Origin of the sequence: Amycolatopsis sp. GM8 (assembly GCF_021653975.1) — a bacterium.
Taxonomy (GTDB): domain Bacteria; phylum Actinomycetota; class Actinomycetes; order Mycobacteriales; family Pseudonocardiaceae; genus Amycolatopsis_E.
Map to the genome: position 1 here is coordinate 321,142 of NZ_JAJKFK010000003.1, position 21,507 is coordinate 342,648.

General features: G+C 70.2%; 22 protein-coding genes. 10 read left to right on the top strand and 12 right to left on the bottom strand.

Annotation, left to right across the window (positions count from 1 at the left end; all coding sequences use genetic code 11):
• Positions 1 to 3 precede the first annotated feature (3 nt).
• Complete coding sequence (locus LOZ83_RS14740) at positions 4 to 981, bottom strand: aldo/keto reductase (protein WP_236791151.1); 978 nt, start codon at positions 979 to 981, stop codon at positions 4 to 6.
• Between the two features lie 114 nt (positions 982 to 1,095).
• On the opposite strand from LOZ83_RS14740, the gene LOZ83_RS14745 reads away from it, so the two are divergent.
• From LOZ83_RS14745 to LOZ83_RS14775, 7 genes are all read left to right on the top strand, one after another.
• Entirely contained in the window at positions 1,096 to 1,710 is a 615-nt protein-coding gene (locus tag LOZ83_RS14745) for a DUF998 domain-containing protein (protein WP_236791152.1), read from the top strand.
• Positions 1,711 to 1,796: 86 nt separating this feature from the next.
• Positions 1,797 to 2,558: a 3-oxoacyl-ACP reductase FabG gene (fabG, locus tag LOZ83_RS14750; protein ID WP_236791153.1), complete on the top strand. Its 762-nt coding sequence runs from the start codon at positions 1,797 to 1,799 to the stop codon at positions 2,556 to 2,558.
• A gap of 2 nt (positions 2,559 to 2,560) precedes the next feature.
• Positions 2,561 to 3,013, top strand: coding sequence for a MaoC family dehydratase (locus LOZ83_RS14755; RefSeq protein ID WP_236791154.1), 453 nt, complete (start codon positions 2,561 to 2,563; stop codon positions 3,011 to 3,013).
• Between the two features lie 130 nt (positions 3,014 to 3,143).
• Complete coding sequence (locus LOZ83_RS14760) at positions 3,144 to 4,163, top strand: phosphotransferase family protein (RefSeq protein ID WP_236791155.1); 1,020 nt, start codon at positions 3,144 to 3,146, stop codon at positions 4,161 to 4,163.
• Positions 4,164 to 4,165: 2 nt separating this feature from the next.
• Positions 4,166 to 5,383 carry an acyl-CoA dehydrogenase family protein gene (locus tag LOZ83_RS14765; RefSeq protein ID WP_236791156.1) on the top strand — a complete coding sequence of 406 codons (1,218 nt, stop codon included), beginning with the start codon at positions 4,166 to 4,168 and terminating at the stop codon, positions 5,381 to 5,383.
• 60 nt (positions 5,384 to 5,443) lie between these two features.
• Positions 5,444 to 6,625 (top strand): acyl-CoA dehydrogenase family protein, encoded by a 1,182-nt coding sequence (locus LOZ83_RS14770; protein WP_236791157.1) that lies wholly within the window; start codon positions 5,444 to 5,446, stop codon positions 6,623 to 6,625.
• Positions 6,622 to 7,719 (top strand): acyl-CoA dehydrogenase family protein, encoded by a 1,098-nt coding sequence (locus tag LOZ83_RS14775; RefSeq protein ID WP_236791158.1) that lies wholly within the window; start codon positions 6,622 to 6,624, stop codon positions 7,717 to 7,719. Before LOZ83_RS14770 ends, LOZ83_RS14775 begins: the two co-directional genes overlap by 4 nt.
• A gap of 90 nt (positions 7,720 to 7,809) precedes the next feature.
• Here LOZ83_RS14775 and LOZ83_RS14780 read toward each other — a convergent pair whose 3' ends face one another.
• From LOZ83_RS14780 to LOZ83_RS14790, 3 genes are read right to left on the bottom strand one after another with little or no spacing between them, the layout of a single operon-like run.
• Positions 7,810 to 8,385 carry a TetR/AcrR family transcriptional regulator gene (locus tag LOZ83_RS14780; protein ID WP_236791159.1) on the bottom strand — a complete coding sequence of 192 codons (576 nt, stop codon included), beginning with the start codon at positions 8,383 to 8,385 and terminating at the stop codon, positions 7,810 to 7,812.
• 52 nt (positions 8,386 to 8,437) lie between these two features.
• Positions 8,438 to 9,205: an SDR family oxidoreductase gene (locus LOZ83_RS14785; RefSeq protein ID WP_308190216.1), complete on the bottom strand. Its 768-nt coding sequence runs from the start codon at positions 9,203 to 9,205 to the stop codon at positions 8,438 to 8,440.
• A complete protein-coding gene (locus tag LOZ83_RS14790) occupies positions 9,202 to 9,954 on the bottom strand; it encodes an SDR family oxidoreductase (RefSeq protein ID WP_236791160.1) in 753 nt (250 codons plus the stop codon). Before LOZ83_RS14790 ends, LOZ83_RS14785 begins: the two co-directional genes overlap by 4 nt.
• A gap of 98 nt (positions 9,955 to 10,052) precedes the next feature.
• Between LOZ83_RS14790 and LOZ83_RS14795 the strand changes: the two genes are divergently transcribed.
• The 3 genes from LOZ83_RS14795 to LOZ83_RS40410 all read left to right on the top strand — a co-directional run bounded on the left by LOZ83_RS14795 (position 10,053) and on the right by LOZ83_RS40410 (position 12,327).
• The gene (locus LOZ83_RS14795; protein ID WP_236791161.1) at positions 10,053 to 10,664 is read left to right on the top strand and encodes a TetR/AcrR family transcriptional regulator; all 612 of its coding nucleotides are present in this window, start codon (positions 10,053 to 10,055) and stop codon (positions 10,662 to 10,664) included.
• A gap of 252 nt (positions 10,665 to 10,916) precedes the next feature.
• Positions 10,917 to 11,369, top strand: a complete 453-nt coding sequence (locus LOZ83_RS14800) for a nucleoside deaminase (protein WP_236791162.1) — start codon at positions 10,917 to 10,919, stop codon at positions 11,367 to 11,369.
• Between the two features lie 10 nt (positions 11,370 to 11,379).
• Positions 11,380 to 12,327, top strand: coding sequence for an isopenicillin N synthase family oxygenase (locus tag LOZ83_RS40410; protein WP_236791163.1), 948 nt, complete (start codon positions 11,380 to 11,382; stop codon positions 12,325 to 12,327).
• Between the two features lie 3 nt (positions 12,328 to 12,330).
• Here LOZ83_RS40410 and LOZ83_RS14810 read toward each other — a convergent pair whose 3' ends face one another.
• The 8 genes from LOZ83_RS14810 to LOZ83_RS14845 form a co-directional block, all read right to left on the bottom strand.
• Positions 12,331 to 12,531, bottom strand: coding sequence for a hypothetical protein (locus LOZ83_RS14810; RefSeq protein WP_236792085.1), 201 nt, complete (start codon positions 12,529 to 12,531; stop codon positions 12,331 to 12,333).
• 95 nt (positions 12,532 to 12,626) lie between these two features.
• Positions 12,627 to 13,247: a TetR/AcrR family transcriptional regulator gene (locus LOZ83_RS14815; RefSeq protein WP_236791164.1), complete on the bottom strand. Its 621-nt coding sequence runs from the start codon at positions 13,245 to 13,247 to the stop codon at positions 12,627 to 12,629.
• Positions 13,247 to 14,404, bottom strand: coding sequence for an acyl-CoA dehydrogenase family protein (locus tag LOZ83_RS14820; RefSeq protein ID WP_236791165.1), 1,158 nt, complete (start codon positions 14,402 to 14,404; stop codon positions 13,247 to 13,249). Before LOZ83_RS14820 ends, LOZ83_RS14815 begins: the two co-directional genes overlap by 1 nt.
• Complete coding sequence (locus LOZ83_RS14825) at positions 14,401 to 16,266, bottom strand: biotin carboxylase N-terminal domain-containing protein (protein ID WP_236791166.1); 1,866 nt, start codon at positions 16,264 to 16,266, stop codon at positions 14,401 to 14,403. The genes LOZ83_RS14820 and LOZ83_RS14825 overlap by 4 nt, the downstream gene beginning before the upstream one ends.
• A 5-nt stretch (positions 16,267 to 16,271) precedes the next feature.
• Positions 16,272 to 17,870 carry an acyl-CoA carboxylase subunit beta gene (locus LOZ83_RS14830; protein WP_236791167.1) on the bottom strand — a complete coding sequence of 533 codons (1,599 nt, stop codon included), beginning with the start codon at positions 17,868 to 17,870 and terminating at the stop codon, positions 16,272 to 16,274.
• Complete coding sequence (locus LOZ83_RS14835) at positions 17,867 to 18,988, bottom strand: acyl-CoA dehydrogenase family protein (protein WP_236791168.1); 1,122 nt, start codon at positions 18,986 to 18,988, stop codon at positions 17,867 to 17,869. Before LOZ83_RS14835 ends, LOZ83_RS14830 begins: the two co-directional genes overlap by 4 nt.
• Entirely contained in the window at positions 18,985 to 20,670 is a 1,686-nt protein-coding gene (locus LOZ83_RS14840; protein ID WP_236791169.1) for an acyclic terpene utilization AtuA family protein, read from the bottom strand. The genes LOZ83_RS14835 and LOZ83_RS14840 overlap by 4 nt, the downstream gene beginning before the upstream one ends.
• The gene (locus tag LOZ83_RS14845) at positions 20,667 to 21,449 is read right to left on the bottom strand and encodes a TIGR03084 family metal-binding protein (protein ID WP_236792086.1); all 783 of its coding nucleotides are present in this window, start codon (positions 21,447 to 21,449) and stop codon (positions 20,667 to 20,669) included. The genes LOZ83_RS14840 and LOZ83_RS14845 overlap by 4 nt, the downstream gene beginning before the upstream one ends.
• Positions 21,450 to 21,507: the final 58 nt, after the last annotated feature.

Sequence of the window (21,507 nt, forward strand, 5' to 3'; positions counted from 1 at the left end):
GCGCTACCAGCGGTGGTGCACCTGCGCGCGGATTCGCCGGTCGTACAAGGACTTCACGGCGTCGAGCGTGCCGGACGGCAACGGCGCGAGCCCGGCCGCGGCCGCGTTCGCGCGCGCCTGCTCGGGTGAGCGCGCGCCCGGGATCACCGACGTGACGCCGGGCTGCTGGATGATCCACCGCAACGCCGTCTGCGCGGAGGTCGCCCCCTCCGGCGCCAGCGCGGCGAACTCCGCCGCCGCCTCGACACCGGTCGCGTAGTCCACGCCCGAGAACGTCTCACCCTGGTCGAAAGCCTCGCCGTGCCGGTTGAACGTGCGGTGGTCGTTCGCCGCGAACACGGTGTCCTTTGTGTACCGTCCGGACAGCAGGCCCGACGCGAGCGGCACCCGCGCGATGATGCCGACCCCGGCCTCGGCCGCCGCGGGCAGCACGCGCTCCAAAGGCTTGAGGCGCAACGGGTTCAGGATGATCTGCACGCTCGCGACGCCGGGCCGCGCGATCGCGGTCAGCGCCTCGTCGCAGGTCTCGACGCTCACCCCGTACGCGGCGATCCGCTTCTCCGCGACCAGTGTGTCGAGCGCGTCGTAGATCGCGTCCGAGGAGTAGACCGGCGTCGGCGGGCAGTGCAGCTGGACCAGGTCCAGCGTGTCGACGCCGAGGTTCGCGCGGGACCGGTCGGTCCACGCCCGGAAGTTGTCCAGGGTGTAGTTCGCCGGGTCGAGGCTCGCCCGGCGGCCCATCTTCGTGGCGACGAAGACGTCGGTGCGGCCCTTCAGGTACCCGGCGATCACCTGCTCGCTCCGGCCGTCGCCGTAGACATCCGCGGTGTCGAAGAAGTTCACACCCGACTCGACCGCCGCGTCGAGCACGGCGTGCGCGTCCTCGACGCTCACCTCGCCCCAGTCCGCGCCCAGCTGCCACGTTCCCAGCCCGACCACCGACACCGCACGGCCCGTCCGGCCCAGCACCCGTTGTTCCATATTTGGAGATTACTGCGGCGCGAAGCGTCTCGATGAGGGGTGGCGGTCGGGCGAGGGGCCGGCGCGTAGTGGCGGACATCCACTTCTCAGCTGACCGTCCGTAACATCGGCCGAGTGACAGCGGGTGTGCTCGGTGCCGGTGCGATCGTCGCCGGGGCGCTACTGGTCCTCCTCCTGCAGTTCCTGCCGGGCACCGCCCAGATCAACCCGCTGCGCCGGACGATCAGCGAGTACGGCCTCAGCACCAACAAGTGGATCTTCAACCTGGCCCTCGTGCTCATCGCGGCCGGTTCGGCGCTGCTGTTCACCCTGCACGCGCTGCGCAACACGATGCCGTCGGCCGCGCTCGTCGCGGGTGCGGTGTGGACGGTGAGCCTGCTGGTGATCGTCGTGTTCCCGAAGACCGACTGGTCCGTCGGGCCGAGCACCGGCGGCACGGTGCACAACATCGCGAGCCTCATCGGGTTCACTGTGCTGCCGGTCGGCATCCTGATCGCGACCAGCGCGGCGTTCCCCGGCGAGACCGGCTGGCGCTGGGCCGCGCGGGTGCTGGCGCTGGCCTCGCTCGGCTGGTTCGGGCTGATCCTCACCGGTGTCCTCGTGATGCTCGCGGGCGGCGGGCCGTGGTGGCGGTTCGTGCCGCTCGGTCTCGTGCAGCGGCTGATGGCGCTGACCGAGCTGCTCGCGGTCGCGACCCTGGCGGTCCCGCTACTACGCTCTGCCGGGTGACTTGAGTTACATCCCTACCGGCCGCCGACGGTTACCGGTAGTTTTCTAAGCGCTCGCTTAGTTCTCAATGCGGAGGAGGAAGGCACGTGACGGAATCGCACTCCCGTGTCGCGATCGTCACCGGCGCCGGCCGGGGTATCGGTGCCGCGGTCGCCCGGCGGCTGGCCGGCGACGGGTTCGCCGTGGGCCTGCTGGATCTGGACGAGGCTGCCGTCAAGCAGGGCGCCGAGGACATCACGGCCGACGGCGGCAAGGCGTTCGGCACCAGCCTGGACGTCCGGGACGCCGACCAGGTCGAGGCGGCCGTGGCGAAGGTGGCCGACGAACTCGGCCCGCCGACCGTGCTGATCAACAACGCCGGTATCACGCGGGACAACCTGATCTTCAAGATGACCGAGGACGACTGGGACGCCGTGCTGGGCGTGCACCTGCGCGGCTCGTTCCTGATGACGCGCGCGGTGCAGCGGCACATGACCGCCCAGAAGTGGGGCCGCATCGTCAACCTGTCGAGCACCTCGGCGCTCGGCAACCGCGGCCAGGTCAACTACTCCGCCGCCAAGGCCGGGATGCAGGGCTTCACCAAGACCCTCGCGATCGAGCTGGGCAAGTTCAACGTCACCGCGAACGCGATCGCGCCGGGGTTCATCGCCACCGACATGACCGCGGCGACGGCCGACCGGCTCGGCGTCTCGTTCGAGGACTTCAAGGCCGGTGCGGCGAGCCAGATCCCGGTGCAGCGCGTCGGCACGCCCGACGACATCGCGCACACCGTCTCGTTCCTGGTCAGCGAGGGCGCCGGGTTCGTCTCCGGGCAGGTCATCTACGTCGCCGGCGGACCGAGGGACTGATCATGCGCGTCTTCTCCAGCCTCGGCGAGTTCGCCGCCGCCAAGGGTGAGCAGCTCGGCACCAGCGAGTGGCACACCGTCACCCAGGAGCAGGTCAACACGTTCGCCGACGCGACCGGGGATCACCAGTGGATCCACGTCGACGTCGAGAAGGCGAAGCAGGGCCCGTTCGGCGGCCCGATCGCACACGGTTTCCTGACCCTGTCGCTGTTGCCGCGGCTCGGCTCGGAGACCTACCGGGTCGAGGGCCTGGCGATGGGCATCAACTACGGCCTGAACAAGGTGCGGTTCCCGCAGCCGGTCAAGGTCGGCGCGCGGGTGCGCGGCACGGCCGAGCTGATCGAGATCACCGATGTGCCGGGCGGGAAGCAGACCGTCATCCGGTGGACGATCGAGATCGAGGGTGAGCAGAAACCGGCTTGTGTGGCCGAATTCGTCGGGCGCCTGCTCGCCTGACGGACCCGCCGGTGCACGCGGGCCGAACGCGTCTTCCGGCCGGATCCACCGGCCGGAAGACGCGTTCGGCTACGCTCCTCCGGGACGAGAACATACCGACTGGTCGGTACTGAGGACGAGGAGGCCGTTCGTGACCAAGGAAGACCCACCGGGACTCGACCTGAGCCGGTTGCGCGCCCATCTCGACGAGCAGGTCCCCGGCCTGGTCAAGGGCGAGCTGACGGCGGAGGTGGTGCCCGGTGGCCGGTCGAACCTCACCTACTTCGTCGGCGACGGCGAGTCCCGCTGGGTGGTGCGCCGCCCGCCGCTGGGACACGTCCTGCCGACCGCGCACGACATGGCGCGGGAGCACCGGGTGGTCAGCGCGCTGCGGGACACGAAGGTGCCGGTGCCGGCGACGCTCACCCTGTGCCAGGACACCGGGGTGATCGGCGCGCCGTTCTACGTGATGGAGTTCGTGGCGGGCAAGGCGTACCGGTTCGCGAAGGATCTCGAAGCCTTCAGCGCACAGCGGACGGCGGCGCTCGCGGACACCCTCCTGGACACGCTCGTCGACCTGCACGCGGTGGTCCCGGACGAGGTCGGGCTCGGCGATTTCGGGCGGCCGCAAGGGTTTCTCGAACGCCAGCTGCGGCGCTGGGGCAAGCAGCTGGACAGCTCGCGCAGCCGGGACATCGAGGGCATGGACCGGCTGCGCGAGCGCCTCGGCCGGCACCTGCCGGAGTCGGGCGCGGCGACGATCGTGCACGGCGATTACCGCCTGGATAACGTGCTCGTCGGCACCGGCGACCGGATCACCGCGGTGCTGGACTGGGAGATGTCCACGCTCGGCGACCCGCTCACCGACCTCGCGCTGATGGTCGCCTACGCCGAGCTCGGCAAGCAGGACGTCGGTTTCGTGTCGAACGTCAGCCTCGCGCCGGGCTACCCCGGCACCGACGAGGTGATCGCGCGCTACGCCGAGCGGTCGGGCCGCGACATCTCCGCGCTCAACTGGTACGTCGGCTTCGCGTTCTTCAAACTCGCCGTGATCCTCGAAGGGATCTACTACCGCTTCAGCCAGGGCCAGACCGTCGGCGCGGGTTTCGACCACATCGGCGACCTGGTCGCTCCACTCGTGGCGCTCGGCGCCGAAACACTCAAGGACTGAGGATGGACTTCGCATTCGACGCGCGCACCGAGGAGCTTTCCGCGAAGCTCTCGGACTTCATGGACTCCCACATCTACCCCGCCGAACCGGTCTTCGAGGAGCAGCTCGCGCAACGCGAGCACCCGTGGGCGCCGCCGCCGGTGATCGCCGATCTCAAGGCCGCGGCCCGCGAACGCGGTCTGTGGAACCTGTTCCTGCCCGGTGAGCACGGTGCCGGACTGACCAACCTGCAGTACGCGCCGCTGGCCGAGATCACCGGCCGCAGCCCGCACCTCGCGCCGTACGCGCTCAACTGTGCCGCCCCGGACACCGGGAACATGGAGGTGCTGGCCGGGTTCGGCACCGAGCAGCAGCGCAAGCAGTGGCTGGAACCGTTGCTGGACGGGGAAATCCGCTCGGCGTTCGCGATGACCGAGCCGGATGTCGCGTCGTCGGACGCGCGCAACATCGCCACCAGCATCGTCCGCGACGGCGACGAGTACGTCATCAACGGCCGCAAGTGGTTCATCACCGGCGCGATGAACCCGCACTGCGCGATCTTCATCGTGATGGGCAAGACCGATCCCGAGGCCGAGCCGCACCGGCAGCAGAGCATGGTGCTGGTCCCCCGCGACACGCCGGGTCTGACCGCCGAGCGCGGGATGAAGGTGTTCGGCTACGACGACAGTTCCCATGGCGGGCACGCCGAGGTGATCTTCGAGGATGTCCGGGTGCCCGCGGAGAACCTCCTCGTCGAGGAGGGCGCCGGGTTCGCCATCGCGCAGGCCCGGCTCGGGCCGGGCCGGATCCACCACTGCATGCGCTCGATCGGCACGGCCGAGCGCGCGATCGAACTGATGTGCCGGCGGGCGCTGGGCCGCACCGCGTTCGGCAAGCCGATCGCCGACCAGGGCGTGGTGCAGGACTGGATCGCCGAGTCGCGGGTGCGGGTCGAGCAGCTGCGGATGCTCGTGCTCAAGACCGCCTGGCTGATGGACACCGTCGGCAACCGCGGCGCGCACACCGAGATCCAGGCGATCAAGATCGCGACTCCGTCCACTGTGGAATGGATTCTGGACAAGGCGATCCAGGCCCACGGCGGCGGCGGGGTCTCCCAGGACTTCCCGCTCGCCGAGATGTGGGCCGGCATCCGCACCCTGCGGTTCGCCGACGGGCCGGACGAGGTGCACAAACGCTCGCTGGCACACCGGGAGCTGAAGAAGTACAAGGAGACTCGATGAGCGTGGCCCGCAAGAATCAGGAGACTCGATGAGCGTGGCCCGCAAGAATCAGGAGACTCGATGACGACCGCGGAAGACCTGCGTGCGCGGGTGGGCGAGTTCCTCGCCGCGCACGATCCGAAGACCACCGACCGGCTCGAGTTCCTGCGGGCGCGCTTCGACGCCGGCCTGGCGTGGGTGCACTACCCCGCCGGACTCGGCGGGCTGGACGCGGCACGCGAACTGCAGTCCGTTGTGGACGGTGAGTTCGCCGCAGCCGGCGCGCCGGACAACAACCCGCGCCGGATCGGTATCGGGCTCGGCATGGCGGCGCCGACGATCCTGCGGTTCGGTACCGAGGAGCAGCGAAAGCGCTATCTGCGTCCACTGTGGACCGGCGAGGAGGTGTGGTGCCAGCTGTTCTCCGAACCGGGCGCTGGCTCCGACCTCGCCGCACTGGGCACCCGCGCGGTCCGCGACGGTGACGAGTGGGTGGTCACCGGGCAGAAGGTCTGGACCTCGGTCGCGCATCTCGCCCGGTTCGCGATCCTGGTCACCCGTACCGATCCGGACGTGCCCAAGCACCAGGGCATGACGTACTTCGTGTGCGACATGACCGCGCCCGGGGTGGACGTGCGGCCGCTGCGGCAGCTGACCGGTGAGGCCGAGTTCAACGAGGTGTTCCTGGAAGGCGTGCGGGTGCCGGACGCCAACCGGCTCGGCGCGGTCGGTGAGGGCTGGAAGGTCGCGCAGACCACGCTGATGAACGAGCGCGTCGCGATCGGCGGCCAGGCGTCCCCGCGCGAGGGCGGGCTCATCGGCATCCTCGCGAAGACGTGGCGTGAGCACCCTGAACTGCGCACCCCGGACCTGCACGAGCGGCTGGTGCGGCTGTGGGCCGACGCGGAAACCGCGCGGCTGGCCGCTTCCCGGCTGCGCCAGCAGCTCGCGGTCGGCGCGCCCGGCCCGGAGGGCTCGGCGATGAAACTCGCGTTCGCCCGGCTGCAGCAGGAGATGACCGGGCTCGAAATCGAGCTCGCCGGCGCGGACGGGTTGCGCTACGACGACTGGACGATGACCCGGCCCGAGCGGGTCGACATGCTCGGCCGCGGCCCCGGATACCGCTACCTGCGAGCGAAGGGCAACTCGATCGAAGGCGGTACTTCCGAGGTGCTGCGCAACATCATCGCCGAGCGGGTGCTCGGCCTGCCGTCGGAACCCCGTGTGGACAAGGACGTCGCCTGGAAGGACCTGCCGCGGTGAGTGATCTGCTGTACTCAGAGGTCGAAGAGGATCTCCGGTCGAGTGTGCGGGACCTGTTCGCCGACAAGGCATCCGCCGCGTCGGTGCTCGCGCGGACCGAGAGCGAAGAGCCGTACGACCTGAAGCTGTGGCGCACCCTCGCCGGCGAACTGGGTCTCGCGGGGCTGTCCGTGCCCGAGGAACTGGGCGGCCAGGGCGCGTCGGCGCGGGAGGTCGCCGTGGTGCTGGAGGAACTGGGCCGGGCGGTCGTGCCGGTGCCGTTCCTCGGGAGCGCGGTGCTCGCGACGTCGGCTTTGCTGGCATGCGGCACGGACGAGTCCGACCAGGTCCTGCGCAGGCTCGCCACCGGCGAGGCGATCGGGGTACTGGCGGTGCCGCTCACCCTGTGGCCGGGCGCGGAATTCCCGTCCGCGGTGAAGGCGGACGGCGGTGTCCTCAATGGACGGATCGGGCTGGTGGCGGACGCGTCCGTCGCGGACGTGCTCATCGTGCCCGCCGTGACGGAGCAGGGGCATGCGCTGTACGCCGTCGAAGGCGCGACGGTGACCGAGGCGACGTCGCTCGACCTGACCCGGCGGCTCGCCGACGTCACGCTGGACGGCACGCCGGGGCGGCTGGTCGCGGGCCCGGACCGGGCCACGGCGGCGCTCGAGCGGGCACTGCTGGAAGGTGCCGGGCTGCTCGCGTCCGAACAGCTCGGGGTGGCGCAGTGGTGTCTCGACGAGACGGTGGCCTACCTCAAGCAGCGCTACCAGTTCGGCCGCCCGGTCGGCTCGTTCCAGGCGCTCAAGCACCGGCTCGCGGATTTGTATCTGGAGCTGGCGATGGCCCGCGCGGCGGCGCGCAACGCCGCGGACACGCTGGCCACCGGCGGCGATGACGCCGGGATCGCGGTCGCGGTGGCCCAGTCGTCGTGCGCGTCGGTCGCGGTGCACGCCGCGGAGGAGGCGGTCCAGATGCACGGCGGGATCGGCATGACCTGGGAACACCCGGCGCACCTGTACCTCAAGCGCGCCAAGAGCGACCAGCTCGCCCTCGGCACCCCGGGCCGCCACCGCGCCACCCTCGCACACCTGGCCAACCTCCCCGCCTGACGCGCCCCTCCCGCGCGCGTGTTTGCCGCTCACGTCGGTGAGTTGGCCTCCTGCGGCGCAAACTCACCGACGTGGCGGGCAAACACGGCGTCAGGGGCGGAGGGAGGCCAGGAGGAGGTCGGCGTAGTGCTCGCCGACCTGGCGGGCGGACAGGCGGCCGGTGGTGCGATACCACGCGCCGAGGTGGTGCACCGCGCCGAAGTAGAAGTCGACGACGATGTCGGCCGGCTTGTCGGCGCGGAACACGCCGTCGCGCTGGCCTTCCTCGATCAGCCCCCGGAATCGCTCGTGATAGCGGCGCCGCTCGGCCCGGACGGACTTGCTGGTCTCCGCGTTGAGCTGGTGCATCGACTGCAAGTAGATGGTCATGTCGTCGAGGTTCCCGATGGTGCTGACCACGACGTCGACCGCGGCGCGGCGCAGCCGGTCGGCGATCGGCGCCTCGGTGACGGCGACCTTCTCCAGCTGTTCGGTCTGCAGCCGCAGCACGCGGCCGTAGACCTCGGACAGCAGGTCGTCCTTGGAGTCGAAGTAGTGGTACATGGCGCCTTTGGTGACGCCGGCGGCGGCGACGATCTCCTGCACCGAGGTCCGGTCGAACCCCTTCTGCGCGAAGAGTTTCGTCGCCGCCGCGAGCAAGCGGCCCGGCACCGAATCCTCGACCATACGCGGCAGTTTACCGGCCGGTACAGGGCGCGGCCGCACCTCGGTGATGGCGTTACCCCTGCTGCTCGATCTTCCGCTGCAGCTTGTTCATCCCGCCCAGCCACCGGTCGGTCTCGGTGGCCCGCCTCGCGTAGTAGCCCGCGACCTCGGGATGCGGCAGCACCAGGAACCGGCCATCGGCGAGCGCTTCCATGACCGTGTCCGCGACCTCCTCCGGTTCGATCGCGGACGCGCCCATGACGAGCTGGCCGCTGGGGCCGGTGCTCGCGAGCATGTTCGTGCGCACCCCCTGCGGGCAGACCGCCTGCACGGTGATGCCGCGGTGCCGGTAGGTCGCGCTGAGCCACTCGGCGAACGCGAGCGCGCCGTGCTTGGTGACCGCGTACGGCGCCGAGCCGAGGATGGTCAGCAGCCCGGCGGCGGACACCGTGGCGAGGAAGTGCCCCCGGCCTCGTTCGAGCCACTCGGGCAGCAGCAGTTTCGCCGCGCGGACGTGCGACATCACATTCACGTCCCACGCCTGCGCCCACACGTCCTCGGGCGTGGCCTCGGTGCCGTGCGGCGCGATCCCGGCGTTGGCGCAGAACATGTCGATCGCGCCCAGTTCCGCCCTGGCCGTGGTGATCAGCCGGTCGACGTCGGCGGCGACGTCGACCGCGAGCGAGCTGCCGCCGACCTCTTCGGCGACGCGAGCGGCGGCATCGCCGTCCAGGTCCGCGACGAAGATCCGCGCGCCCTCGGCGGCGAACCGCAGCGCCATCGCGCGGCCGATCCCGCCGCCGCCCCCGGTGATGACGACGCCCGCGCCGCCGAGGTTCACAGCCCGCCGCTCAGGGTGGAGCCGCCGTCGAGAGTGATCGTCTGGCCGGTCACCCAGCCCGACTCGTCCGACAGCAGGAACGCGACGGCACCGGCCACGTCCTCGGGCACGCCGAGCCGCCCGAGCGGGTAGCGCGAGATGACCTCCTCTTCGCGGCCCTCGTACAGCGCGGTCGCGAACTTCGTCTTCACCACGGCGGGCGCGACGGCGTTGACCCGGATCGTCGGGCCCAGCTCGGCGCCGAGCTCCATGGTCAGCCGGATCAGCGCCGCCTTGCTCACCCCGTACATGCCGATCCCGGGCGAGATGCGCAGGCCGGCGGTGGACGCGACGTTGACGACCGAACCGCCGTGCTCACCCATCCACGCCTCACGGGCGTGCCGGATCCACGCCAGCGGGGCGAGCACGTTGACGCCGAGGATCTTCGCGGCGGCACCGGGATCGGTGTCGATGATCGGGCCGTGGACCGGGTTGATACCGGTGTTGTTGACGAGCATGTCGAGCCGGCCGAAGGTCTCGATCGTCTTGGCGACCGCCTCCCGCTGGTGCTCGGGGTCGTCGGCCTTGCCGGGGATGCCGATCGCGGCGTCGGGACCGCCCAGATCGGCCACGGCCTCGGCGAGCGGCTCCGGTTTGCGGGCGGTGATGCAGACCTTCGCGCCGCGTTCGACCAGCTCGCGGGCGATGGCGAGGCCGATACCGCGGCTGGCGCCGGTCACGATCGCGACGCGGTCCTTGAGCGAGTTCACTGGTGTTCTCCTGTCCGATCCGGGCCGCTGCTAAGCGCCCGCTTACACTGGTCAGAACCGGACCGCCGCACCGGAGCGGTCCCTGAAAGAATCGAACGGTGACCGTGTCGCTGTCCGCCGAACTGTGGCCCGAGGTGCAGCCCGACGCCGCCCGCCGGCTGATGCTGGCCGCGGTCGAGTCCTTCGCCGACCGGGGCTACCACGCGACCACCACCCGGGACATCGCGGCGGCCGCCGGGATGAGCCCGGCCGCGCTGTACGTGCACTTCCCGTCGAAGGCCGCGCTGCTGTTCGCGATCAGCCGCAACGGGCACGAGCAGACCCTCACGCTGGTGGAGAGCGTCATCAGCCAGGCCGGGAGCCCGCCCGAGCGGCTGCGCAAGATCATCGAGGACTTCGTGGCCTGGCACGCGCGCCGGCACACCGTGGCGCGGGTCGTGCAGTACGAGCTGCAGGCGCTGCCGGAGCAGGAGTACGCGGTGGTCACCGGCCTGCGGCGGCGCATCGAGCATCTGGTGCGGGACGTCATCGCCGAGGGTATCGAGCAGGGCGAGTTCACCGTGACCGACGTGAAGACCGCCGCGCGCGCCCTGCTGTCGCTCGGCGTGGACGTGGCCCGCTGGTACAGCGACCGGATCGGGAAGACGCCGAAGGCGCTCGGCCGCGAGTACGGCGAACTGGCGCTGCGCATGGTCGGCGCCCGCGTCTGAGTATCGATGAGACTTCCTCGGCACGAGCATCACCGTACAACATACTAAGCGGTTGGTCAGCTCCGCCGGGCCCGGCGAGCTCCTGCCGCGAACGTAGAACTCGCTGTCCCCGGCGTCGGACTCACCGTCCTGAACGTCCGACTCGCCGGCACCCCCGCGAGTCCGACGCTCGCGACCGCGAGTCGGACACTGGGGACAGTGAGTTCGACACTCGGGACCGTGAGTCCGGCGACGTCCGTTTAGGCTGGGCCGATGGAACTCGACCCGGCCGGGCTGCTCGCCGTCGCCCGCGAGGAGGCCGTCCTCGGCAAGTCCGAGGGCGGGGTGCCGATCGGCGCGGCACTGTTCACTGTGGACGGCGAACTGCTCGGCCGCGGCCACAACCGCCGCGTGCAGGACGGCGACCCGTCGCTGCACGCGGAGACCACGGCGTTCCGCAACGCCGGGCGGCGGCCGCACTACCGGGACACGATCATGGTGACCACGCTCTCGCCGTGCTGGTACTGCAGCGGGCTGGTGCGGCAGTTCACCATCCCGCGCGTGATCATCGGCGAGTCCCGCACCTTCACCGGCGGCCACGAGTGGCTCGCCGAACACGGGGTCACGATCACGCTGCTCGACGACCCGGACTGCGTCACGCTGATGACGGAGTTCATCGACGAGCACCCGGACCTGTGGTTCGAAGACATCGGCACATCCGCGTAGGAGGCATCGCGTGGTTCCGCTCGTCGACCTGGCTCCCTGGTTCAGCGGCACCGACCGGGCGGGCGTCGCGAGGCGCGTCGACGCGGCGCTGCGGGACTCCGGCTTCCTGCTGATCACCGGGCACGGCGTGCCCGACGAGCTGCGCGCGAAGACCCGCGCACTGTCACGTGCGTTCTTCGCGCTGCCCGAGGAGACCAAGGCCCGGTACGCGGTCACGGTCGGCGGCCGCGGCTGGCTGCCGCCAGGGGTGGAGGCCAACGGGTACGCCGAGGGCACCGAAACCCCGCCGGATCTCAAGGAGTCCTACTCTGTCGGCGCCGAGGCGGGCGTCGGCATACCCGAGATCGACGAGTTCTGGTTCCAGCCCAACGTCTTCCCCGCCGAGGTGCCCGAACTGGCCGCGGCGGCACGCGAGTACCTGGCGCGCATGCGGTCCCTGTCCGACGAGCTGCTCACGATCTTCGCCGCCGCCCTGGACCTCGACCCGGCGCATTTCACCCGGCACACGAGCCGTCCGACGTACACGTTCAACATCAACTGGTATCCGCCGATGACCCGGGTCGGCGAGCCGGCGGCGGGCCAGTTCCGCATCGGCCCGCACACGGACTTCGGCACCGTCACCGTGCTGGACCGCGAGGCCGGGCTCGGCGGGCTGCAGGTCTATACCGGCGAAGGCGAGTGGGAGGACGCTCCGTTCGACCCGGCCGCGTTCACCATCAACATCGGGGATCTGATGGCTCGCTGGACCGGTGACCGCTGGCGTTCGACCCGGCACCGCGTGCTGCCGCCGCAGGCGGGCGCGCCGGAGGAGGACCTGGTGTCGCTGATCTTCTTCTACGAAACCGATCACGACGCCCGGATCGACTCGCTCGGGCCGCCGCTGGGCCGGACGAGCTATCCGCCCGTGATCGCTTCGGAGTACCTGCGCGAAAAGCTCGACGCCATCACCGTCGGCTGACGCTCAGGCGGCGATCGTGATCTTCAGGGCGGCGCGGCCGGCGGCGGTCAGCTCGGCGGTGCCGTCCGCGGCGGCGTGCACGTAGCCGCCGTGCGCGAGCGCGTGCGCCGTCATCTGGTCACAGCACGACACGCCGTCGATGAACAGATCCGGTTCACAACTGCTGGACATCATCGCGCGCCCCTCGGCCACCGCGCGCAGCATGGCCAGCGCGCGATGATTCAGATCGCCTTCCACGGAACTCAACCCCTTTGGCTCAAAGTCTGTGCACTCGGTTATCGCACGTTGCTCCATTAGTGTTAGCGCGCGAGACCGGAAACTTGTGGTATCGACACACCGAGGACACTCGCCCACTGGTGGACGATCTTCGTCCGGCGGCGTTCGTCGTCGGTCAGCAGGTTCGCCAAACCGAGTCCGCGGGCCAGGTCGAGGGTGGCCTGGACCAGCTCCCGCACCCCCGGCTGCCGCTCGTCGACGCCCAGCAGCTCCACCGCCACCCGGTGCGCCTCGCGGCCGACGCGGGCCTCCAGCGGCGCCACTACGGACCGTAACGATTCGTCGGTCGAGGCCGTGACCCACAGCTGGAGCGCGGCCCGGAACATCGGCCCGGTGTAGAGGTTGAGCAGCATGTCGACGGCGGCTTCGAGCCGCGACTCCCCCGCCGGCAGCTCCCCGGCGCGCGAACGTAACGTCTCGACCTGCACCTCGCCGAGATACTCGATCGCGGCGGTCACGAGGTCCTCACGGGTCCGGAAATGATGTTGCGCGGCGCCCCGCGACACCCCGGCGCGCTGCGCGATGACCGCGACCGTGGTGCCGCTCCAGCCGAGCTCGCCGAGGCATTCGACGGCCGCGTCGATCAGCCGCCGTCGCGTGGTGCGGCTGCGTTCCTGCTGCGGTTCGCGCGCGGGAGTGCTCACTAGTAGGACTTCGGCAGGCCGAGCGAATGCTGCGCGACGAAGTTCAGCACCATCTCGCGGCTCACCGGCGCGATGCGGCCGACGCGGACCGCGCCGAGCAGCGTGCCCAGGCCGTACTCGCTGGCGAGCCCGTTGCCGCCATGCACCTGGATCGCGGTGTCGACGGACTTGATCGCGACCTCGGCCCCCGCGTACTTCGCCATGTTGGCCGCCTCGCCCGCGCCGAAGTCATCGCCCGCGTCGTAGCGCGCGGCGGCCTTCTGCGTCATCAGCCTCGCGAGCTCCAGCTCGATCTTGACCTGCGCCAGCGGGTGCGCGAGCCCCTGATGGCTGCCGATCGGCGCGCCCCAGACGTTGCGCTGCTTGGCGTACTCGACGCCTTTGTCCAGTGCGTAGCGCGCGATGCCGGTGGAGAACGACGCGGCCATGATGCGCTCGGGGTTGAGCCCCGCGAACAGCTGCGCGAGCGCCGCGTCCTCGGACCCGACGAGCGCGTCGTAGGGCAGCCGGACGTCGTCGAGGAACAGCCCGAACTGCTTGTCGGCCGAGACGAGGTCCATCTCGATCTGCCGGTATTCGAAGCCCGGGGCGTTCGTCGGCACGATGAACAGCGCGGGCTTGAGCTTGCCCGTCTTCGCATCCTCGGTGCGGCCGACGACGAGCACGGCCTCGGCTTCGTCGACGCCCGAAATGAACACCTTCCGTCCATTGAGGACCCAGTCTGCGCCGTCGCGGCGGGCGGTGGTGGTGAGCCGGTGCGAGTTCGAGCCCGCGTCGGGCTCGGTGATGGCGAAGGACATCCGCAGCTCGCCGGTCGCGAAACAGGGCAGCCACGCGGTTTTCTGCGCGTCGGTGCCGAACCGGGCGATGACGGTCGCGCAGATCGCCGGGGACACCACCATCAGCAGCATCGGCGTGCCCGCGGCGCAGAGCTCCTCGCACACCGCGGCGAGATCCCCGATCCCGGCTCCCCCGCCGCCGTACTCCTCGGGCACAGCGACGCCGAGATAGCCGAGCCGCCCGGCTTCGTTCCACAGGTCGCTGGTGTGCCCGCCGCTGCGGGCGAGCTTCGTGTAGTACTCGTGGCCGTAGCTGCGGCCCAGCTCGCCGACCGCCTTGCGCAGCGCTTGCCGCTCTTCGGATTCGGTGTAACTCATTGCTGCTCCTTCACGACGGCCAGCACGGCGCCCATATCGACCTGCTGACCGGTGGACACCGGCAGGTCGGTGACGATCCCGTCGGCCGGTGCGGTGATCTTGTGTTCCATCTTCATGGCTTCCAGCCACAGCAAGGGATCCCCCGCCGCGACCGGGTCGCCCGCGGCGACGGCGATCCGCAGGACCGTGCCCGGCATCGGCGCCACGAGCGAGCCCGCGGCCAAGGCCGTACCGGGCTCGGTGAAGCGCGGGACGGGTTTCAGCGTGACCGGCCCGACGCACACCAGGCCCGGATACGTTGCCACCTCGAAGGTCCGGCGCACGCCCGCGACGTCGAGCACGACCCGCTCCGGCGTGGCGGAGACGAGCGTGATGTCACCGGCCTTGCCTTCGCGATACGCCACTGTGTACTCGCGATCGTCCACTGTGTACCGCTTGCACTGCGGTTGCGAGGGGACGTTGCGCCAGCCGCTGGGGAACCTCGTCCGGTTCGCGGCGGCACCGGCGAAGGCGGCGGCCGTGGCGGCGAGTTGTTCGTCACCCAGGGGTTTCGACAACGTGGCGAGGCCGTGCCGGTCGAAGAACGCCGTGTCGATGTTCCCGGCGACGAATTCGGGATGCCGCAAGACGTTCACGAGTAGGTCGCGGTTGGTGCGCACGCCGTGGATCTTCGCGCCTTCCAATGCCGTCGCGAGCTTGCGTGCCGCTTCGGCCCGGCTGGGTGCCCAGGCGATGACCTTGGCCAGCATCGGGTCGTAGTGCACGCCGATCACCGAACCGTCTGCGACGCCACTGTCCACACGCACCTCACCGGACACGGAGAAGTGGTGCAGGGTGCCGGTCTGCGGCTGCCAGTCCGTGGCGGGATCCTCCGCGTAGAGCCGGACCTCGATCGCGTGTCCGGTCCACTGTGGAGGATCAGCGGGCAGCCGGTCGCCCTCGGCGATCCGGATCTGCAGCGCCACCAGGTCCAGCCCCGTGACCAGTTCGGTCACCGGGTGCTCGACCTGCAGGCGGGTGTTCATCTCCAGGAAGAAGAACTTCCCGTCGTTGGTGGCGAGGAATTCGACCGTGCCGGCGCCGACGTAGTCGATCGCGCTCGCGGCCTTGCGGGCTGCGTGGAACAACTCGGCGCGCATCGCGTCGTCGACGAGGGGTGATGGTGCCTCTTCGATGACCTTCTGGTGCCGCCGCTGGATCGAGCACTCGCGCTCCCCCACTGCCCAAACCGTGCCGTGGGTGTCGGCGAGCACCTGGACCTCGATGTGGCGTCCGGTTTCGAGGTAGCGCTCGCAGAACACGGTCGGATCGCCGAACGCCGAAGCCGCTTCGGCGCGAGCGCTTTCCACCGCGTCGGCCAGCTCGCTCAGCTCCCGTACGATCCGCATGCCGCGGCCGCCGCCTCCGGCGGAAGCCTTGACCAGCAGGGGAAGATCAGCCTCGGTCACCGTCGCGGGGTCCAGTTCGGACAGTACCGGCGCACCTGCGGCGGCCATGATTCGTTTGGACTCCACTTTGGACCCCATCACCTCGATCGCCGCCGGTGGCGGTCCGATCCAGGTGAGCCCGGCGTCGAGCACCGCGTGGGCGAACCCGGCGTTCTCCGACAGGAAGCCATAACCGGGGTGCATGGCGTCGGCGCCGGTCGCTTTCGCCGCCGCCACAAGAAGATCTGCGCGCAGGTAGGTGTCCGAGGGCGCGTCGCCGGGCAGGCGGACCGCGGCATCGGATTCGTGGACGTGCGGGGCGCCGGCGTCCGCGTCGGAGAACACGGCCGCGCGGCCGATGCCCAGTTCGGCGCAGGTGCGGAACACCCGCCGGGCGATCTCGCCCCGGTTCGCGACCAGAATCGTGTGGATCATCGTCCTCACATCCGGAAGACGCCGAAGCCCTCGGCGCCCCTGATAGGTCCATTGTGGATGGCGGACAGGCTCATCCCGAGCACGGTCCTGGTGTCGCGGGGGTCGATGATGCCGTCGTCGTAGAGCATGCCGGACAGGAACATCGGCATCGACTCGGCCTCGATCTGCTGTTCCACCATCGCCCGCATCGCCTTGTCGCCGTCCTCGTCGTAGACCTGGCCGCGGTTCTCGGTCGCGGCCCGCGCGACGATCGAGAGCACCCCGGCCAGCTGCTGCGGGCCCATCACCGCGGACTTCGCGCTCGGCCACGCGTAGAGGAACCGCGGCCCGTAGGCGCGCCCGCACATGCCGTAATGCCCGGCGCCGTAGGACGCGCCCATCAGCACGGACAGGTGCGGCACCTTCGAGTTGGACACCGCGTTGATCATCATCGCGCCGTGCTTGATGATGCCGGCCTGCTCGTATTCCTTGCCCACCATGTAACCGGTGGTGTTGTGCAGGAAGATCAGCGGGGTGTCGGTCTGGTTGGCCAACTGGATGAACTGGGTGGCCTTCTGCGACTCCTCACTGAACAGCACGCCTCGCGCGTTGGCGAGGATGCCGACCGGATAGCCGTGCAGGCTCGCCCAGCCGGTCACCAAACTGCTGCCGTACAAGGGTTTGAACTCGTCGAAGTCGGAGCCGTCGACGATCCGGGCGATCACCTCGCGCGGATCGAACGGCACCTTGAGATCACCGGGCACGATGCCGACGAGGTCCCCGGGGTCGTGCACCGGTTCGTCGTACGCCGATTTCGGGCCGGGGCCGAGCTTGTGCCAGTTGAGCCGCTTGACGATGCTGCGGCCGAGCCGGATCGCGTCGTGCTCGTCGAGCGCGAGATAGTCCGCGAGACCCGAGGTGCGGGCGTGCATTTCCGCGCCGCCCAGGGATTCGTCGTCGGACTCCTCACCGGTGGCCATCTTCACCAGCGGCGGCCCGCCGAGGAACACCTTCGCCCGTTCCTTGACCATCACCACGTAGTCGGACATGCCGGGCAGGTACGCGCCGCCCGCGGTGGAGTTCCCGAACACGAGCGCGACCGTGGGGATCCGCTCGGCGGAGGCGTTGGTCAGGTTCCGGAAGGTCCGCCCGCCCGGGATGAAGATCTCCTTCTGGGTGGGCAGGTCGGCGCCGCCGGACTCGACGAGGTTGATCGTCGGCAGCCGGTTCTCGGCCGCGATCTCGGCCGCCCGTAAGCCTTTCTTGAGGCTGGACGGGTTGCTCGCGCCGCCCTTCACCGTGGGGTCGTTGGCGACGATCATGCACTCGACGCCCTCGACGGTGCCGATGCCCGTGACGACGCTGCCGCCGACGTGGTAGTCGGTGCCCCACGCGGCGAGCGGGGACAGCTCCAGGAACGGCGAGTCCTCGTCGAGCAGCAGCTCGATCCGTTCGCGGGCAAGGAGTTTGCCGCGCTTGCGGTGCCGTTCGACGTACTTCTCGCCGCCGCCGGCGATGGCCTTGGCGTGCTCGGCCGCCAGGTCGGCGAGCTTGGCCAGCATCGCCTCGCGGTTGGCCGCGAACTCCGCACCCGTGGAGTCCACTGTGGATCGGATGACGCTCAAGCCGTGTACCCCAATCGTTTCGCGGCCAGTCCGGTGAGGATCTCGTTGGTGCCGCCGCCGATGCCGAGGATGCGCACGTCGCGGTAGTGACGCTCCACTTCGGACTCCCGCATGTACCCCAGTCCGCCGTGCAGCTGGACCGCCTCGTTCACCACCCACTCGGCCGCCTCGACCGCGCTGTTCTTGGCGAAGCACGCCTCGGCGATGACGTCCTCGCCTGCGACGTACCGTTCGGCGACGTGTCGGGTGTAGACCCGGGCGAGGTCGGTCCGCCGTGCCATGTCGACAAGTTTGTGCTGTACGACCTGACGCGAGATCAGGGGCCGCCCGAACGTCTCACGCAGGCGGCACCAGTCGAGCGTGAGGTCGAGGGCGCGCTGCGCGGTCGCGTAAGCCTGGACGGCGAGCGAGACACGCTCGGTGACGAACTGGGTGGCGATCTGGACGAACCCGCTCTTCTCCGGGCCCACGAGGTTCTCGACGGGGACGCGCGCGTCTACATAGGACAGTTCGGCGGTGTCCGAGCAGTGCCAGCCCATCTTCTCCAGGCCGCGGGTCACGGTGAAGCCCGGTGTGCCGCGCTCGACGACCAGCAGCGAGATGCCGTGCGCGCCCGGCTCGCCGGTGCGGACGGCGGTGGTGACGAAGTCCGCCCGGCAGCCTGACGTGATGAACGTCTTGGCGCCGTTGACGATGTAGTGGTCGTCTTCACGGCGGGCCGTGGTGCGGATTCCGGCGACGTCCGAGCCGCCGCCGGGTTCGGTGATGGCGAGCGACCCGATCAGTTCCCCGTCGAGGGTGGGCCGCACCCAGCGGTCGATCTGGCGCTCGTCCCCGGCGGCGACGATATGCCGCAGCGCGATCCCGTTGGTCAGCAAGGACGCGACCAGCCCGCCGGACCCGCCCGCGTAGAGGATCTCCTCGGTCACGGTGATCGCGTCGAGGAAGGTACCGCCACCACCGCCCGCGGCTTCCGGGAACGAAACCCCGAGCAGGCCGATCTCCCCGGCCTTGCGATGCAGTTCGCGCGGCAGCTCGCCGGCGCGCTCCCACTCGTCGAGATGCGGCAGCACCTCGTGCTCGACGAAGCGCCGCACCAGCTTCCGCAACTCGTTCACAGCAGAACCTCGGGGATGTCGGCGAAGCGGGCGCGCAGCCATTCGCCGAACGCCTTGGCCTGCGGGTCGAACCGGGCAGCCGACGCGACGCCCTCGCCGAGGAGCCCGGTCACCACGAAGTTGAGCGCACGCAAGTTGGGCAGCACATGGCGGCGCACTGGTAGCGACGCGGTCTCCGGCAGCAGACGCTGGAACTCTTCGACGGTCAGGAAATGCGCGAGCCAGCGCCACGCCTCGTCCGACCGGGCCCAGACGCCGAGGTTGGCGTCACCGCCCTTGTCCCCGCTCCGCGCGCCCACGACGGAACCCAGCGGCGCCCGTTTCGCAGGTCCCGCCAACGGTTCCGGCAGTTCCGGATCGTCCACATCGAACAGTTCCGTCGCCTCGGCGGCGGGCGCGATATCCACCCGCGAGCCGTCCGGCAGTACCGCGACATGCGGTACCAGCACGGAGTCCACAAAGGACGCGGTGTACGCGCCGTACGGGGATGCGTCGGAAGGTGGTGCGGTGACGTGGAATCCGGGATAACTCGCCAGTGCCAGCTCGATGGCGGCGCCGCTGAACGCGCGGCCGGCGATCTTCGGGTTCGCGTCCTTCACCGCACAGTGCAGCAGCGCACTCGCCCGCTCTTCGGTATCGGCGTCCTCGCGGTCCGTGCGAGCGAGGGTCCACCGGATCTCGGCGGGCGGGTCGGCCGCCAGCGAAGCCTCCAGCTGCCGCCGGACGAGCGCCGCTTTCGCATCGATGTCGAGCCCGGTCAGCACGAACGTGGTCTCGTTGCGGAACCCGCCGAGCCGGTTGAGCGCGACCTTCAGCGTGGGCGGTGGCGCTTCGCCGCGGGCGCCGGTGATCCGCACCCGGTCCGGGCCATCTTCTTGCAGGGCAACGGAATCGAAGCGGGCTGTCACGTCCGGCCCGGCGTAGCGCGCGCCGGTGATCTCGTACAGCAGCTGCGCGGTGACCGTCCCGACGGTCACCGCTCCCCCGCTGCCCGGGTGCTTGGTGATCACGCTCGACCCGTCGGCCTCGATCTCGGCGATCGGGAAGCCGGGCGTGCCGAGGTCGTGTTCGGTGAAGAACGCGTAGTTGCCGCCGGTGGCCTGCGCGCCGCATTCGACGACGTGCCCGGCGACGACCGCGCCCGCCAGCGCGTCGTAGTCCTCGCGGCCCCAGCCGTAGTGCGCGGCGGCGGGCCCGACCACGAGCGAGGCGTCGGTGACGCGTCCGGTCACCACCACGTCGGCGTCCGCGTTCAGGCATTCGACGATGCCCCACGCGCCGAGATAAGCGTTGGCCGTCAAGGGTTCCCCGAGCTTGAGCTCGTCGGCGCGGGTCACCAGGTCGTCCCCTTCGACATGCGCGACAGCGACCTCGAGGCCGAGCTTGTCCGCTAGCTCGCGAATGGCGTCCGCGAGCCCGGCCGGGTTCAGCCCGCCCGCGTTCGTCACGATCTTGACGCCTTTTTCCCTGGCCAGGCCCAGGTTTTCTTCGAGCTGGCGCAGGAACGTCTTGGCGTAGCCCCGGTTCGCGTCCTTGAGCCGGTCACGCCCGAGGATCAGCATGGTCAGCTCGGCCAGGTAGTCCCCGGTGAGGTAGTCGAGCGAGCCACCGGTCAGCATCTCCCGGACGGCGGAGAACCGGTCGCCGTAGAAACCCGAAGCGTTGCCGACGCGCAGACTCACCCGAACTGCCCCGCCTTCCGGCCGCCGCCCGCGGGCCCGGCGAAGGCCTGGGCTATCCGCAGCCATTCCTCTGCGTCCCCGCCCGTGGCCTCAAGGTCGGTGTCCGCGAGATTTCGCCGTTGCGTGACCACGAAACAGAAGTCGAGCGCGCTGCCCGTGACGCGCTGCCCGGCGTCCTCCGGCCCGAACGTCAGCACCTCGCCATCCGGCATGCGCAGCTCCACCCGGAACTCCTCGGTGGGCGCGGCGAGCGAGTTCACGGCATAGGCGAAGTCACGCGTGCGCACGCCGAGCCGCGCGATGTGCCGGAGACTGCCGGCCGGCTCGTGCCGGAGGCCGAGCGCGTCGTGCACATCCTGCGAGTGCGCCCAGGTTTCCATCACGCGCGCGGTCACCATCGACGCCGCGCTCATCGGCGGCCCGTACCACGGGAACTTGGTGCCCGGCGGGGCTTCCAGCAACGCCTCGGCGAGCGCTTCCCGGCCGGCGCGCCACTGCGCGAGCAGTTCGTCCCGCGGGGTCCCGGCCCCTTCCCTGGCGGCCGCGTCGACGTAGTTCTCGCCGGTGGCGAGCGCCTCCTTGATCTCCGCCTGGAACTCGTCCGGGGTGCGCACGGCGATCAGCGACTTCGCGTCGGTCCACGCCAGATGCGCGATCTGGTGGGCGATCGTCCAGCCCTCGGCCGGGGTGGGCGTGGCCCAGTCCGCGCCGGCCACGATATCGTCGAGCGCCTGGCTTTCGGCCGCCAGATCGCCCAGGATCGGTCGCAGATCGACCACCACGTTCGCCTCCCTCACGCCTGCTGTGAGCGTGGCATCGCGGCCTGGAAAAATCAAG

What these genes read in the sequence shown, in the direction of transcription:
- LOZ83_RS14755 (WP_236791154.1), top strand. Translation starts at nt 2,561, where the DNA reads ATGCGCGTCTTCTCCAGCCTCGGCGAGTTCGCCGCCGCCAAGGGTGAG.
- LOZ83_RS14820 (WP_236791165.1), bottom strand. Translation starts at nt 14,404, where the DNA reads ATGAGTTACACCGAATCCGAAGAGCGGCAAGCGCTGCGCAAGGCGGTC.
- LOZ83_RS14780 (WP_236791159.1), bottom strand. Translation starts at nt 8,385, where the DNA reads ATGGTCGAGGATTCGGTGCCGGGCCGCTTGCTCGCGGCGGCGACGAAA.
- LOZ83_RS14740 (WP_236791151.1), bottom strand. Translation starts at nt 981, where the DNA reads ATGGAACAACGGGTGCTGGGCCGGACGGGCCGTGCGGTGTCGGTGGTC.
- LOZ83_RS14800 (WP_236791162.1), top strand. Translation starts at nt 10,917, where the DNA reads ATGGAACTCGACCCGGCCGGGCTGCTCGCCGTCGCCCGCGAGGAGGCC.
- LOZ83_RS14825 (WP_236791166.1), bottom strand. Translation starts at nt 16,266, where the DNA reads ATGATCCACACGATTCTGGTCGCGAACCGGGGCGAGATCGCCCGGCGG.
- LOZ83_RS14810 (WP_236792085.1), bottom strand. Translation starts at nt 12,531, where the DNA reads ATGCTGCGCGCGGTGGCCGAGGGGCGCGCGATGATGTCCAGCAGTTGT.
- LOZ83_RS14770 (WP_236791157.1), top strand. Translation starts at nt 5,444, where the DNA reads ATGACGACCGCGGAAGACCTGCGTGCGCGGGTGGGCGAGTTCCTCGCC.
- LOZ83_RS14765 (WP_236791156.1), top strand. Translation starts at nt 4,166, where the DNA reads ATGGACTTCGCATTCGACGCGCGCACCGAGGAGCTTTCCGCGAAGCTC.